13 protein-coding genes are annotated in these 15,766 nt (G+C 50.3%); 7 read left to right on the forward strand and 6 right to left on the reverse strand.

Going from position 1 to position 15,766, the window contains the following annotated elements; translation table 11 throughout:
• Positions 1-867: DUF1559 domain-containing protein (locus tag Q0294_RS21060; protein ID WP_299469384.1), on the forward strand; the 867-nt coding region annotated here is incomplete at its 5' end.
• A 463-nt stretch (positions 868-1,330) separates the two neighbouring features.
• Here the strand turns inward: Q0294_RS21060 and Q0294_RS21065 are convergent.
• Positions 1,331-1,789 carry a hypothetical protein gene (locus Q0294_RS21065; RefSeq protein WP_299469385.1) on the reverse strand — a complete coding sequence of 153 codons (459 nt, stop codon included), beginning with the start codon at positions 1,787-1,789 and terminating at the stop codon, positions 1,331-1,333.
• Positions 1,790-1,933: 144 nt separating this feature from the next.
• Positions 1,934-2,923 carry a DUF1559 domain-containing protein gene (locus tag Q0294_RS21070; RefSeq protein WP_299469386.1) on the reverse strand — a complete coding sequence of 330 codons (990 nt, stop codon included), beginning with the start codon at positions 2,921-2,923 and terminating at the stop codon, positions 1,934-1,936.
• A 422-nt stretch (positions 2,924-3,345) separates the two neighbouring features.
• Between Q0294_RS21070 and hisF the strand changes: the two genes are divergently transcribed.
• Positions 3,346-4,140, forward strand: coding sequence for an imidazole glycerol phosphate synthase subunit HisF (gene hisF, locus Q0294_RS21075; RefSeq protein ID WP_299469387.1), 795 nt, complete (start codon positions 3,346-3,348; stop codon positions 4,138-4,140).
• A gap of 244 nt (positions 4,141-4,384) precedes the next feature.
• The gene (locus Q0294_RS21080) at positions 4,385-5,539 is read left to right on the forward strand and encodes a type IV pilus twitching motility protein PilT (protein ID WP_299469388.1); all 1,155 of its coding nucleotides are present in this window, start codon (positions 4,385-4,387) and stop codon (positions 5,537-5,539) included.
• 137 nt (positions 5,540-5,676) lie between these two features.
• Here Q0294_RS21080 and Q0294_RS21085 read toward each other — a convergent pair whose 3' ends face one another.
• On the reverse strand, positions 5,677-6,612 hold the full coding sequence (locus Q0294_RS21085; protein WP_299469389.1) for an SMP-30/gluconolactonase/LRE family protein: 936 nt from the start codon (positions 6,610-6,612) through the stop codon (positions 5,677-5,679).
• 338 nt (positions 6,613-6,950) lie between these two features.
• Between Q0294_RS21085 and Q0294_RS21090 the strand changes: the two genes are divergently transcribed.
• Both Q0294_RS21090 and Q0294_RS21095 read left to right on the forward strand, forming a co-directional pair.
• Positions 6,951-9,953, forward strand: coding sequence for a PVC-type heme-binding CxxCH protein (locus Q0294_RS21090; RefSeq protein ID WP_299469390.1), 3,003 nt, complete (start codon positions 6,951-6,953; stop codon positions 9,951-9,953).
• Between the two features lie 139 nt (positions 9,954-10,092).
• On the forward strand, positions 10,093-11,517 hold the full coding sequence (locus Q0294_RS21095; RefSeq protein WP_299469392.1) for a class II fumarate hydratase: 1,425 nt from the start codon (positions 10,093-10,095) through the stop codon (positions 11,515-11,517).
• 6 nt (positions 11,518-11,523) lie between these two features.
• On the opposite strand, the gene Q0294_RS21100 is transcribed toward Q0294_RS21095, so the two are convergent.
• Positions 11,524-12,216, reverse strand: coding sequence for a metallophosphoesterase (locus Q0294_RS21100; protein WP_299469395.1), 693 nt, complete (start codon positions 12,214-12,216; stop codon positions 11,524-11,526).
• Positions 12,217-12,585: 369 nt separating this feature from the next.
• Between Q0294_RS21100 and Q0294_RS21105 the strand changes: the two genes are divergently transcribed.
• Positions 12,586-13,656, forward strand: coding sequence for a hypothetical protein (locus Q0294_RS21105; protein ID WP_299469397.1), 1,071 nt, complete (start codon positions 12,586-12,588; stop codon positions 13,654-13,656).
• 157 nt (positions 13,657-13,813) lie between these two features.
• Complete coding sequence (gene rdgB, locus Q0294_RS21110; RefSeq protein ID WP_299469399.1) at positions 13,814-14,443, forward strand: RdgB/HAM1 family non-canonical purine NTP pyrophosphatase; 630 nt, start codon at positions 13,814-13,816, stop codon at positions 14,441-14,443.
• Here the strand turns inward: rdgB and Q0294_RS21115 are convergent.
• Positions 14,440-15,105 carry a CvpA family protein gene (locus Q0294_RS21115; protein WP_299469401.1) on the reverse strand — a complete coding sequence of 222 codons (666 nt, stop codon included), beginning with the start codon at positions 15,103-15,105 and terminating at the stop codon, positions 14,440-14,442. The genes rdgB and Q0294_RS21115 overlap by 4 nt on opposite strands.
• 79 nt (positions 15,106-15,184) lie before the next feature.
• Positions 15,185-15,766 (reverse strand): ATPase, T2SS/T4P/T4SS family (locus tag Q0294_RS21120; protein ID WP_299469403.1); only part of this gene is annotated, 582 nt, incomplete at its 5' end.

The raw sequence follows: 15,766 nt of genomic DNA on the forward strand, positions 1-15,766 counted from the left end.
TATAATGAAACTCATGGTGTATTGCCTCCCGGCGCTATTAACCCGGCAGGTTCTGGAACAATTGCAGGCCAGCCTGTAACGAACGGGTTGAATCACACCGGTTTTACATTACTGTTGCCATTCATCGATCAGGGACCACTCTATAACAAATGGGATTTTAATATTGCCAGCGGCGGAGCAATCAATGGCTACTTTACTGCTGTCGCAGGCGGGTGGCCTAATGCGAATACCCCACTGGGACAGAATATCCTGCCTGCATTCTTGTGTCCTTCTGATGAAGGCCAGACACCTGAAGACAGGACTGATAACAGCTGGATGGCCACTGCAGCCGCCAGATCAAATTATCTCTTCTGCGGCGGTTCACATTACAGTGGTTGGCCTGGAAATGGGCTGTATTCTACCTATCGCGAAAGTGCCAATGCTATGGCTAACGGCAAAACAACTCAGTCACAGGGTATGTTTGGTTTCAATGGTGCTGCTAAGTTCAAAGCGGTGACAGACGGACTCAGCAACTCAATTGCCATGACCGAAGGTTGCATTTATGGGAGACGTGATGATGCTTATTCTCCCTTATGGGCTCAACATCGTTACGCTGGATCGTTCGCTATGAACCACCCCAATATTGATCCTAATCACATCAACAACAAACGGTATCATATTAATGGCCCTTACGATGTCGCAGGCGCGACTGGCGGTTCAGTTAATGATGACAGAATCCTTCACTCAGTTGCATCCAGTGTCCACGAAGGGGGCATTCATGTTTTGATGGGAGACGGCTCCGTTCGTTTCTTGAGCGAAAATATGGACAACACTCAGTATGCCCTTCTCACACGCATTCATGATGGTCAAGTTGTCGGTGAATTTTAATTAGTTTTTTCAGTCAGGGCTCCCAACCAAAGGGAACCCTGACTGAGTACTCAGTTCGCTCCCGGAGAGTTCCTCTTTTGATTATTATTTTGAGGAGATGATTGTGTTCGTGGAAATTTTTCGTAAGGTATTCCCATGTCTTTTGTGTTTAGCTCTGCTGTTACCAATGCCAGGCTGTTCGGGAGGCTCAACCGAATCTGCGCAGGATACTTCAGCTCCCATAGAAGATGATCCAGCCTTAAAACCTCCTGAAGATACTACCGGTTCGTCGGCGACGAAGAAAAAGTGATTGGCAAGTATCCTGTGGTACTAAATCTGACCACTTTCAGATAATTTGCTTTAGACTTTTCTGGTGCGTTTAAAAGCAACAAGGGCAGGTCCTAAAAGACCTGCCCTTGATTTATTGGGGACCATTGCATTGGGTTCGATCAGCTTGCTTGATGCAGCAAAACATCCCGAAGGCTTATTTTGTAGTAATCTCATAATCGAGTGTGACGCCCGGTGCTTTCACCGTCGCCATCGTCAGATTCAGCTCCCGATTGGGATTCGTGTACTTGTCCGGTAGCAGCTGGACTGCTCCCACATCAGCGGCATCTTTTCCTTCCGGGATCGGGCTGCCATCTGGCAGGCCCATTTTGGAAAAGGTCACAATGTATTCTCCCGCTTCGATACCAGGCTGATTACTGCGGTGTGTGACCGAGTATTTTCCCTCGCTATCCGTCACACCATAACCGCCCGTTCCCCCTGTACCTTTACCGGGATTAAAAAGCACGCTAATGTTCGCCGCTGGTTTTCCGTCAAGTTTGACGGTGCCTGTTACCGGAATTAATGCATCAGGCACTTCAGCAGACTGCCCGCCACAACCGGCGACCATCCCGGTCAGCAATATGACAATCGCAAAATATCCACTCAATTTCAGCATATACTTTTCTTTCATAAAACACGTTGAGTTCACAACTCTGCTTGAGTTGTGAACTCAACAACGTCTCAAGTGATCTGAACAAATACAACAGTCTGAGAAGTGTATTCCCTGCCGAGGGATTCAAAAACTCCTGCAGCCTGCTACTTAAAATTCACCAAGCACGTTGCCATCTGAGATGTTCGCCAGATTGGAACGAGTGTTCGTATCAATATTTTCGCTGATAAAGCGTACGGCGCCATCCCCCAGCAGAACATGCATTCCACCGGTATGCGTGCTCCCGGGTTCTCCCCATTCTCCCAGGCGGCCTGGCTGAAATTGCGCCATGGCGGGAGTCCTCCAGGTGCAGCAGCGAAACTGGTTAATCCCATTACCGGCCTTTAAATTGGTTCCCATTCCCACGTGTGAAGAAGCTGCCCAAGTTTGGCATTCGCCATCGTCGACATCCAACGTTGTTTCAGCAACGGCAACACTGTTACTCATTCCATCTTTGACATCGCGGATCTGGCAATTCGAGTTCGTACCAAACATCGCCCGACTGGTTTTGCCTTCGTTGGTCCAAAGAGTACATCCGCCTCCCCAGTATTCTCCAGTGGTAATACTGAACCCATAGTTGGTTCTTGCTGCATTGGCGACTCCGGTACCATAATTTGTGTCGGCACCGGGATATTTTGCACCACCGTCATCGGAAGGACAGATGAGGATGGGAATGATATTAGTTCCCAATTGCGCATTCCCACTGGCAATCGCGCCTCCTCCTGCCAGCGGATTGGAACTTTTGTTATGCTGTCCGGTAGCCGCACTGAAATTAAACTGGTTATACAAAGGTGCCTGATCCATAAAAGGAAGCAGATACAGCCAACCGGTATGGTTCGTGATCGTTGCAGTGGGATCTGCAGGAATACAATTGCCGGGATTCGCAGTCGCATAAGGAAATACCCGATGCGTATCGTGGTAGTTATGTAAAGCTAACCCAACCTGTTTCAGATTGTTCTTGCAAGTCGATCTTCTGGCGGCTTCTCTTGCCTGCTGAACTGCGGGCAACAACAAGGCAATCAAAATCGCAATAATGGCAATCACCACAAGCAACTCAATCAGCGTAAAGCCGTGCCGGCGTGCTGGCTTTCTTGATCTCATTCTCTTCCCTCTTTTTTGTCTTCAGATAACATTCAGAATTAGCAGCGCATAAAAAACAATGACTCCGCTAATTCCATGCCACTAGAATATGAAATCCTAAATCGAGATTTTCATTGGTATCGAAAACCTGTTAACCAACGTTCACTCAAATAGCCAATGTCCCCCCTGTCTCACAAACCAGGCTCGGGCATCTCTTACCAAAATGTTTGTCGGGTTACGGAGACAAATTTCCAGATAAAAATCAGGGAGAGCAAGCTGAATCGTATGTCGTCTCCACCAGATGTTTGATGCCTTTGAACAGTACCCAAAATGAGGAACATTGTTTAACCTAGATAAACATTCAAGGGCTTTGTCTTTGGCTGGAGTGATTGGTGTCGACTGCTCCCCATCACTAACATTTTTCCATTTTGAGGTTTCTATCAATGCTGGCAAAACGAATCATTCCTTGCCTGGATGTCCACGCGGGTCGCGTTGTCAAAGGGGTCAACTTTCTGAATCTTCAGGACGCCGGCGATCCTGTCGAAGTCGCCGCGCGCTATGAGGAACAGGGAGCCGACGAACTGGTCTTCCTGGACATCACCGCCAGCCACGAAGAACGCGAGATCATTCTGGATATTGTCCGGCGAACATCAGAGGTTATCTTCATGCCGCTCACGGTCGGGGGGGGCATTCGAACACTGGAAGACATTCGCGCCTTGTTGAATGCCGGCTGTGATAAAGTCTCGATTAACTCTTCCGCCGTCAAAAATCCGGAATTGATCCGCGAGGCCGCCTTACGATTTGGCAGCCAGTGCATCGTCGTTAATATTGATCCCAAGCGGGTTCAGAAAGAGGGCAAAGAATTCTGGGAAGTCCACGTGAACGGCGGACGCGTTCCCACCGGACTCGAAGCCATCGAATGGGCACAACACGTAGAAGACCTCGGCGCAGGCGAAATCGTGCTGACTTCGATGGACGCCGATGGCACCAAGGACGGTTATGATCTGCCGATGACCAAAGCCGTTGCAGAAGCCGTCACGATCCCGGTCGTTGCCAGCGGCGGCGCAGGCTGCCCGGAACACTTATTTGAGGTTCTGACAGAAGGAAAAGCGAGTGCAGCCCTTGCTGCCAGCATTTTTCACTATGGCACTCATCCCGTCGATGAAACCAAGCGCTATCTGGCGGAACGGGGCATTCCCATCCGCTTCAAAAGCACCGTTTCCCTGGCGCAGAGGTAAGTGGCAAACCAGTAAAATCAACCTGATTTCAGGGAAGAGTGACAAATTTATCGCGATCGTGGCAAAAGAACCTTGCATGTTCTTCCAGAGTCCTCAAAATAGTACTATAGACCGAGTTAAGGCAGATTGAATCAGTGGGATCATCGGCCTCTCATTTCTTTTTCTAAATCGAGTCAGCATTTCATCTCAGTCCGCCTGCAGGCTGCTGTCGGCGAACAGATCGTTTGATAATTGGAGTTTGTTCATGGCGACGACCGTTCCTGCGAAAGCGAAAGATATTTCTCCTTTGACGGGGCATGCTGAAAATGATGTCGACAAAGTATTCCGCCAGTTGATCAAGCACGGCGGCTCCGACTTGCATATGCAGGTCGGCAAAGCGCCGATCTTACGTGTCAAAGGAACTCTGCGTGAACTGCAGATGGAGCCGATCGACAAAGAACAAATGTTGGCGCTATTTGCTCCCATGATGGATGAGCGAAACCAAAAAATCTTTCATGAGGAAGGGGGAGCCGACTTTTCTTACGTCGTGGAGTACGAAGGAGTACCCTGGCGTTTTCGTGTGAACCTGTTTATCCAGCTCGGTTTTCCCGGTATGGTTTCCCGTAAAATTGAACGTTCGATTCCCAACTTTGACGGCCTGTTCCTGCCTCCCGTGATGGAATCACTGTGCAAGTTCGACCAGGGCATGGTGCTGCTCGCAGGCGTCACCGGTAGTGGTAAAAGTACGACCATTGCTTCGATGTTGAACTGGGTCAACGATAATTATCGCAAACATATTCTGACGATTGAAGACCCGATCGAATTCGTTTACACCCAGAATAAGTGCCTGATCAATCAGCGCGAAGTCGGGATCGACGTGAAAGACTTTGAAATCGCCATGAAACACGCCGTGCGTCAGGACCCCGACATCATGCTCGTGGGCGAAATGCGTGACATGGAAACATTCTCCACCGCGATCCACGCCGCAGAAACAGGGCACCTGGTGTTCGGAACGATTCACGCTTCCAACGCCCCCAGTTGTATCGGCCGTATTCTCGACCTGTTCCCGCAGGATATGCATAAAGCGCTGCGGAGCAGTCTGGCATTCAACATGCGTGCCATCGTTGCTCAAAAACTCTTGAAAACGATTGTCGATAAACCAGGTCGTGTGCCCATCATTGAAATCATGACTTTCAACCCCACCGTGCGCAAACTGATCCTGGAAGAACAGGACGAAAAACTGGCGGCCGCCATCCGCATCGGGAAAGAGGAAGGCATGCAGCAATTCAACGACAGCCTGAAAGGTTTTATTGACCGCGAATTTATCAGCCGCGCCGACGCATTCGAAATTTCACCGAACGTGGAAGAGCTGAAAATGGTCCTCAAAGGGATCGACGTCAAAGGGGCCGCCATTCTGTAAGCTCCAACACTACCCATGTTTGTTTCAATCAAGGGACGCTGACTTTTACCTGTCAGCGTCCTTTTTTTGTGATGCACAAATAAAGCCACTGAAAACGTATGGTCCAGTTGGCTTCTGGAATTCGTACCAGCGTCTCTTTAGCGAAACTGCCCCCCTTTGACGTTCATTTTCAAGCTGTAAACTTTATTCGCGCAGGTGAAATAGAGCGTTTTCCCATCCTCTCCCCCAAATGTCACATTCGAACAGAATTCCGGCACCGGGATCAATCCCAGAGATTCGCCTGCCGGGGTTGCCACCCAGACTCCGCCCCGTCCGGAAAGATACAGGTTCCCGTCTGCGTCAATCGTCATTCCGTCAGGTGAGTCCTGCCGCCGCGTATCGGGATTAAAAAAGATCTTCCCCGCTCCAACGGTCCCATCAGCTTTGATGGGAAAACTGCGCCAGAGTTTCTCGTGACTGTCACCGACATACAGTGTCTTGCCATCATTCGCGGCGATCACGCCGTTGGGAACAGGCATACTGGTGATGATTTTTTTAACCGCTCCGTCAGTTGTCTTCACATAAACGGCACTCGTTTTACGATTCTTGAAATCAGGGTCGGTAAAATAAATATTCCCATTGGGTGTCTGGCAGACATCGTTGGGCTGGTTCCACTGGGGATTCTGAGCCACAATCACCGTATCAGTCGGCCCGGACTCACCAAAAGCATAACTCATCACATGCTGCCCATACGCCTGAGCACCTAGCATGCGCCCCTCTGTAGAGAGATAAGTCCCATTAATCCCTTTCGTATCATCGAGCCAGATCGTGGCTTTCCCCTGCCCTTCCAGGCGTAATATTTTTGTGTCTTTTTCGACAAAGGAAGTAATGTACAATTTTTTTCCTACAGGGTCCCAGACGGGCCCTTCGAAGAAAGCTTTGGCTGCATATTCTTCATGCAATTTCGCGTTTTCTGCCACTGTTTCGGGCAATGGATGTGTTTCCTTCGGGGAGTCCGTTTGCTTTTGACCGAACCCCACCTGAGAACAGAAACACAAAGCCACCATCGCGAGAAACGTCCCTTTTCTGATCATCTTAGATTGTCCTGCTTCGAATGAATTGTTGAAAATGATACTTTTGCGTTTGGCAATTGCTTCCCCATTCATCGTAAGGAAAGTGAGTCACTAATATCTACTGCGATTATCTGTTTTCAGCAACTCACAGGCCGAGACTGACTTTCACGATCAGGGAAACCGACACGGAAAGCCTGCTTGTTGCTTGATTTTGATATGCTCTGTATTCAGACTGATAAGTATATTCTAAATTCACTTATCAGAATCCGTAATGGATTTTCTCTCTGAGAAAAATCGCGGAACACCTGCCTGCATTTATAAAACACCCCTGAATTATTGTATTTAAAGGATACGGAACAATGAGTCATCGATTGTTCTTACTCGTTGCGATCTCACAAATAATGTATTCATTCGCAACAAGTCAGGCTGCTCCGCCGGAACCCCCTCCGAAAAATACCGGGGGAGAATTTTTCAGCCCCGCCGACTCGCTGAAGCAATTCACCGTGCCGGATGACCTCAAAATTGAACAGGTGCTTGCCGAACCGGATGTGAAGCAGCCCATCTTTCAGAACTTCGATGAACGCGGCCGCATGTGGGTCATGAATTATCTGCAGTATCCTTACCCGCAAGGCTTAAAAATTCTGAGCAAGGACAAACATCATCGTTCCGTTTACGATAAAGTGCCGCTGGCTCCTCCTCATCATGAATGGGGTGCAGACAAAATTACGATTCATGAAGATACGAACGGCGATGGCAAATATGATCAACACAAAATCTTTGTCGATGGATTGAGCATTGCGTCATCCTTTGTCAAAGGACGCGGCGGTGTCTGGGTATTGAACCCGCCCTATCTGCTGTTCTACCCCGATCAAGATATTGACGACGTTCCCGATGGCGACCCGGTCGTACATCTCGAAGGATTCGGCATGGAAGATACGCACTCCGTCGTCAACAGTCTGCGCTGGGGCCCGGATGGCTGGCTGTATTCGTCACAGGGAAGTACGGTCTCCGGTAAAGTGAAAAAACCGGGCCAGAAAGACAACGAAGCCATCCAGACTCTGGGTCAGTTGATCTGGCGTTATCATCCTGAAAAGAAAATCTATGAGATCTTCGCCGAAGGGGGCGGGAACGCGTTTGGCGTCGAGATCGATAATAAAGGTCGTATCTATTCCGGTCATAACGGCGGCAATACGCGTGGCTTTCATTACACGCAAGGCAGCTACTATCAGAAAGGTTTCGGCAAACATGGTCCCCTTTCCAATCCGTATACCTTTGGTTATTTCCAGGCGATGAAACACGCCAAGGTGCCCCGCTTTACTCACAACTTCATCATCTACGAAGCGGACACACTCCCCCAAAAATATTGGGGGCATCTCTTTGGCGTAGAACCGCTGCAGGGCCGCGTGGTTGAAAGTGAAATCTCAGCCGATGGATCCTCCTACCAGACAGAAGATCTGCAACGACCGGTGGCCACTACCGACAAACGTTTTCGACCGGTCGATATCAAAGTCGGCCCTGACGGTGCTATTTACTTCTGTGACATGTACGAACACGAAATTGCTCACGGCCAGCACTACGCAGGTCAGGTCGAAAAAGGGGACGGCCGCATCTATCGCCTCACCGCGAAAGACGCAAAACCACTCGCTCCCTTTGATCTGGGTAAAAAAACCTCGCCGGAATTGATCGCAGTTCTTGACCATCCTAACAAATGGTATCGCCAGCAGGCCCTGCGATTATTCGGCGATCGCAAAGATGCTTCCGTCATACCTGCCTTAAAACAGAAACTGTTTGAGACAGACGGGCAGTCGGCGCTGGAAGCACTCTGGGCGTTGAATCTGAGTGGTGGCTTCGATGAAAGTGTCGCCGAGAAAGCACTGCAGCATCAAGATCCATTTGTTCGCGCCTGGACCATCAGACTCTTATGCGATGAAAATCAGGTGCCCGCGAAAATCGGACAGCAACTGATTGCCCTCGCTTTAACCGAACCGCACGTGCAGGTCCGCAGCCAGCTCGCCAGTTCCTCCAAACGGCTCCCTGCAGAAACAGGGCTGCCGATCGCCTTTAACCTCTTAAGCCGATCAGAAGACCTCGACGACGTCCACTTGCCGCTGATCCTGTGGTGGTCATTGGAAAAACGCGTCGATAAAGACCGGGAAGCGTTACTGGCCTATTTTTCCAAAGCGGAAGTCTGGCAGTATCCCATCGTCGAAAAATATATTCTGGAACGCATCATGCGCCGGTTTGCTTCGACGGGGTCGCGTAACGATCTGCTGGTCTGTGCCAAACTGCTGGAGCTGGCACCCGGTAAGTCGCATGCGGAAATCCTGATGTCGGGTTTTGAAACGGCGATGAAAGGTCGCTCCCAAGCCAGTTTTCCGAAAGCACTGATCACAGCTATGTCAAAATTCGGCGGACAGTCGATGTCCCTGGGGATTCGCCAGGGGGACAAAGCAGCCATCGAAAATGCACTGAAAATTGTGGACGATTCCAAAGCCGATAACCAGAAACGTCTGGATCTGATTCAAATCTTTGGTGAAGTGAAAGTTCCTCAATCCGTCCCCCTGCTGTTGAATATTATTAAGAATTCCAGCGACCTGCAGATGCAGATTGCCTCGATCAGTGCGCTGCAGCAATACCCGGACGAAACCATCGGTAAAGTGGTCACCGCCCAGTATCCGGATATGTCAGACGATTTGCGTAGTGCCGCCCAGACACTGGTTTCCATTCGTAAACCCTGGGCACTCGAATTCCTGACCGCCATTGATGCCGGCAAGATCAACAAAGATACGGTCCCCATCGAAACAGCACGAAAAATGACCGTTTACAGTGATGCAGGCATTTCAGGTCTGATCTCCAAACACTTCGGCTCCATTTCCGGCGCTACCACGGAAGAGATGCAGAAACAGATCGCTGCCCAGACACAAATCCTGCAGACCGGCAAAGAAGATCCGGACCGTTACGCCGGAGAAAAACTCTTCCAGAAAAACTGTGGCAAATGCCATAAACTGTTTGGCGAAGGGGGAGCGATTGGACCAGATCTGACCGCGTTTAAACGCGATGATGTCGGACGGATGCTGGTGAATATTGTAAACCCGTCTGCCGAAATCCGCGAAGGCTTTGAGACGTTTCTGGTGGTCACCGAGGATGGTCGAACCGTCAATGGATTCCTCGCTGATCAGGATAACAATGTGATCGTGATGCGCAGCGCCGACGGCCAGAGTATCACCATTGAACGTGATAACATCGATGAAATGCTGCCGCAGAAGAAGTCATTGATGCCGGAAGGACTGCTCGACAAACTCTCCGAAAAAGAGGTCCGCGACCTGTTCAGTTACCTGAGGAGTTCGCAGCCTCTGCCCTGAGCAATTCTCATCTGTTGGCGAACGGCGATTGAGAAAACAGGACAACTTGCTAGAATTGGAGCCGGCTTTCAAAATCTTTGATTGCCGGCTCTTTTTACATTTACAATTGGCAACTCTATCAGAGACAGGAAGCAGACCAATGTCCGGGTTTCGAACCGAACGTGATTCAATGGGTGAAGTGCAGGTCCCCGCAGACGCCTACTACGGCGCACAGACACAAAGGGCCGTCGAGAATTTTCAAATCTCCGGAAATACCCTGCCCCCCAGCCTGATTCACGCGATGGGACAGGTTAAGCTGGCGGCCGCCCATGCCAACCGCGATTTAGGAAAACTGTCCGGAACCGGGAAAAACCCGCTCGATGATGCACAAATCCAGGCCCTCATCTCAGCAGCGACCGAAGTGGCAGAAGGGAAATTTGACGATCAGTTTCCGATCGACGTCTACCAGACCGGCTCGGGAACCTCGAGCAATATGAATGTGAATGAAGTCATCAGTAATCGCGCGATTGAAATTCTGGGCAAAGACCGGTTTGCTCCTGAAAAATCGGTGCACCCGAACGACCATGTCAACATGGGGCAAAGCACAAACGATACGTTCCCCACAGCCATTCATGTCGCAGTCGCTTCCAGTATCCACAATCACCTGATCCCGGGCCTGGAAAAGTTTGCCGCCATACTCACGCAAAAAGCAAAAGAGTGGGATCAGATTATCAAAATTGGCCGGACCCACCTGGCCGATGCGACTCCGCTTCGGCTGGGGCAGGAATTTGGTGGTTTTGCCCGACAACTGGAACTGTGTGTGGAACGCGCTAAACGAGCTGAGGCTGCTGTGTATGAACTGCCCGTCGGAGGCACAGCCGTCGGTTCCGGCATCAACACGCATCCGGAGTTCGGACATCGCGTGAGTGTCGAACTCGCAAAACTGACCGGTATTGCGTTCATCGAAGCCGTCAACCATTTTGAAGCCAATGCCCAGCGGGATGGACTCGTGGAGTGCCATGCGGAATTGAAAACCATCGCCACAACGCTGTTTAATGTCTCCAACAATATTCGCTGGCTGGGTTCGGGACCCCGCTGTGGTTTTTATGAAGTCAAAATCCCGGACCTGCAACCCGGCAGTTCCATCATGCCCGGAAAAGTTAATCCCGTCATGTGTGAAAGCATGATGCAGGCATCCACACGCGTGATGGGCAACGACCAGACGATTACGATGGCCGGCGCAACAGGCGGACAATTTCAATTGAATATCATGATGCCCGTCATGGGATTCACCGCATTGGAAAGTATTCACCTGCTGGCGAATTCCAGCAATGAATTTGTGAAGCTCTGCTGCGAAAACATGGAAGCCAACGAAGAAGCCTGCAATGCGGCAGTGGAAAACAGCCTCTCGATGGTGACCAGTTTGAACCCGCACATTGGTTACGAGAAAGCATCCAAACTAGCCAAAGAAGCGTTCAAGTCAGGTAAAACGATTCGTGAATTGTGCACCGAACAAAAAATTCTGCCTGAGGAAACACTGAAAGAAGCCCTCGATCCCATGAGCATGACGGAACCACATGCTTGAACGAATTCAGGACATGCGGCCATTCAGGAGAACGCTGGAAGCCATTTCCAGTGCTTCTCCGGCCAGGCCCGCTGCTTCCATCTGACGGATCGCAGCCTGAATATCATATTCCTGCCGCTTCAGGTAAACCTTGCCGTCTTCGATGATGGCATAAGAACAGCGGGGGTCACCATCACGGGGTTGCCCGACACTTCCCGGATTCACCACCTGCTTGTCGCCGAGATCAAGGTGAAACGGGATATGCGTATGCCCAACACAAATAAAATCGGCATTGATACCCTGTAACCGCGCGGTCCAGGCCGCTTCATTATCGCCCAGATATTCATCCAGAGGATCGCGGGGGGTCCCATGCACAAGATAAAAGGTCACGCCTTCGAGCGTAATCTGCTGGGAAATGGGCAGCCGCGCCAGATATTTCATGCGGACGCGATCCAGTAACTCCCAATGGAACGGACGCGTCGCACAGGCCAGACTTCGAAAGCCGGTGGTGCCTTTGGCTTCCACCCGCTGAGCTACCGCATGATCGTGATTTCCCCGCACACAGGCGGTCGCGTGCAGCTTTACCCATTCGATACAGGGTATGGGATCGGTTCCATAATCCACCAGATCACCGATACACAGGCAGTAATCAAAGTCTTCCTGGATTGCGGAGAGTGCCGCCCAATTCGAATGAATGTCCGATACAACAAGCACGCGCATATGATCCCGCCCCGGTTCCGACCGCCTCTGTTTGGGAGCGAAGTCGAAAACATAAATCTTATCTTATTATTTCATAACTACTTAGATTGTATGCCAGTCACCACGATTTGAAAAGAATTATTCAGCACCGACGTCATGACACTTTGATGATTTCCCGGAAAATGCTCTCTGGAACAGGCCTGAAAAATCACCTCTAGACGCATTTTTACAGAACTGCTAGACTCCCGCCTCATGTCTGAGACATCTCAACATCATCATTAATTAAGTCTATTTGCAGGTGGCTGGCCCGTCAGGACGCACGGGTAAAACAGAGCCTGTTTCATGAAATCACATCCATCCGGTTCGGACGCTTTCAGAAGGGATACTGATATGCGGACCACGCAACTGTTCAAACAAAGTCTGATCATCACATTAGCAATAACCGTCATCATGACGGGCATTGTGCCAGAAGCGGATGCAGGAATTGAAGCCGTCAAAGGCAAAAAATATAAGCTTACCAAACGGCATGGCCCCTGGATGATAATGGCAGCCAGCCTGCGGGATATTCCTGAAAGCAGACGCACGAAAGGGCTGAGTGCGCAGGAAGCGGCTGACGAACTCGTTTATGAACTGCGCAAACGCGGAATTCCGGCTTACACCTTCAGTCAGGAATCTGTGATCCAGCGGTTTAATACACTGGACCGTCTCGGTCGAGAAGAACGCCGCAGCTACGCAGCACAGCGCGCGATGATTTCCGTGATCGCCGGAAATTATTCCGATAGTGAAGATGAAGTTGCCCAGAAGACACTGAAATACATCAAAAACTTTCACCCCAAAGTGATGACCGAAAACGGCGTGTATAACAAAACACCCGGTCAACCAGGTCCGCTCAGCGGCGCGTTTCTCACCATCAACCCGCTGCTGACACCGCAGGAAGTGGCCCAGAGAAAACAGGACCCGCTGATCGCCAAACTTAATTCCGGCGTTGAATATTCACTCCTGCAGAACAACGGAAAATATTCGCTGGTTATCGCTTCATTCTATGGAAACTCCGTAACCAAAACAGCCACGTCGCGCTTTCAGAATGCCACTGAAAGTTTGAAAGTTGGCAACAGTCTGGATCAGGCAGCCGAGAACGCCTGGACTCTGGCCAAAGCATTACGAAATGCGAAAAGCTATGGCTTCCCTGCCGGTTCACCACAAAATATTGAAGCCTATGTGCTGCATGAAAAATATCGGTCGATCGTCACTGTCGGCTCTTTTGATTCGGCAGACGATCCCCGACTCGCCGCTTATGCAAAGCTGTTTGGATCAAAAATGAGACCTCATCCGGAAACGGGTGTGGAAACAATGACGGCAGAATACTTTGTGATTCCCGGAAAAACGCCTCAAGCGCCTCCGGCTGCATCATGGGTATTTGATCCCAAACCAACGTTGATTCAGAACCCCAAAGCAAATTAATCAAGTCAGAAGTGGTTGCCTTCCCTCTGTCATTCGGGCCTGTTACAGTGCCTGAAGTCGGGAAGGCTTCTTTTTTGCGCAGTGGCTCTGATACTTCCTGGCTGGTTCCCGCTCCGAGAACTCTTTTCAGACACCTCCGTTGAAAATCAACAGCCTCATGTCACAGTATCCTGCCATTATTCTCGCCAGCCGCAATTCCAAAAAAGCAGGTGAAATTTCTGAATTACTGCACCCGCATGGAATCCACGTACAAAGTGTCGCGGGCTTTCCTGACGCTCCTGAAGTCGTAGAAGATGGCAGCACTTTTGCAGAAAACGCAGCGAAAAAAGCATCACAAACTGCGCTCGCGATTTCGCAGTGGACGATCGGCGAAGACAGCGGATTGATGATCGACGCTCTGCACGGTGCTCCGGGTATTTATTCGGCGCGTTTCAGCGGAGAAGATGCGACCGATGAGCAGAATAACGCCAAAATGATTCAGGAACTGAAAGACGTACCGCTTGAGAAACGGACTGCCGCTTATATTTGTAATGTCGCAATTTCCAATCCTCAGGGAAAAATTTGCCTGCAGGTGGAAGCCCGCTGTCGCGGTCGCATGACGGATTCCCCGCGCGGCCGGAATGGATTCGGTTACGATCCCTATTTTGAAATTATTGAGCTGCATAAGACATTCGGCGAATTGGCACCGATCGTCAAGCAGCATCTCAGTCATCGCGCGCGGGCGTTTGAGCGATTCATTCCTCAACTGGTCGATTTATTCCAGCACGAGTATACGTCACGCACTTAAAAGGAGCGGCTTGCTTTCTCTTCCGAGACAGGAGCTGCAGTCACCCCTCCGCCGGCTGCGCCTTGTCCTCTGCGGGTCGCATAGCGAATCGGAAATGACGGCCAGATGCTGTTTTGCTGCTGAGGAAAAGTGTACTCGGGACCGTCAAAGAGATGACCGGCGGCACCATTTCGCATCGATTTCTCAGAAACATACTGGGTGAAGCCCAGCCATTGACGATCCGGGGCGGCGGCTCCAAACAGGTTATTTCGCTCGGGAGTAAAGCCGGCAAATTCGCGAGGCAAAGGGGCGGTGTGTAGTGCAGTCAACAAAAACGCCATCGCAATATATCCGGTCAGCGCTGCAAAACTCCAGCGCGCAATCTCGTGAACCAGGGGATGAACCTGCATATAAGTCGGTGCAATACGCACCGTAATTTCGCGAAAGAGAAAAATGAAAGCGATAAATAACCCAACCAGGGCAATACTGTCCCAGCGCCGCTGCCAGGCTCCTGAGCTGGAAATATTATTCGCCAAAAAAGTGGCCAGAGGCTCGAAATAATTCATCGCCAACAGTCCCGCCAGGAGCACTGAGACAAAAATAAATCCGGCTCCCCAGGCGCCTTCACTGGCAACACACCAGGTCACAATTCCCAAGATGGCCAGTAGTAAAATGTCGATCATGGTCGATTTCCAAAATGAAAAAGTCGCTATCAAAATTTGTCAGGTGAATGGAATGCAGGTCAATTTCTCAATTGTGATCTCACTTCACAACTCGCAGTAATTCATCGATGGAAGTGACCCCCTTCACCACCAGCCGCAAGCCTTCCTCTTTCATGTATAACATGCCGTTCTTTCGTGCCTGTGCTTTCAACTGTGAGATATTGGCAGTATCGCGAATCATATCGCGCATCCGCTCATTGAAATCAAGCAGTTCGACAACACTGATGCGGCCCTTGTATCCCAGTCCGCCACAGTTCGGACAAACAATTTCCGGATTTTTAGGCTGCCTGTAGAAGGACTTCACTTTATCAGGCGGCAGATTTGCTTTCTTCAGAAATTCCGGATTCGGCTGATATGCTTCTTTACAGTCGGGACATAACCGCCGGGCCAGTCGCTGTGCCAGTAAAGCTGAGAGAGAGCTGGCCAGCATAAACGGTTCCACTCCCAGGTCAATCAGTCGATACAAGGCCGTAAAGGTATCATTGGCGTGCACCGTCGAAAACACCATGTGACCGGTATTCGCCGCCTGGCAGGCAATGCGTGCCGTCTCTGCATCTCGAATTTCGCCGATCATCACCACATCCGGGTCTTGACGAAGGATGCTTCTTAAAGACTCTGCAAA

Source organism: uncultured Gimesia sp. (assembly GCF_937919775.1).
GTDB lineage: Bacteria > Planctomycetota > Planctomycetia > Planctomycetales > Planctomycetaceae > Gimesia.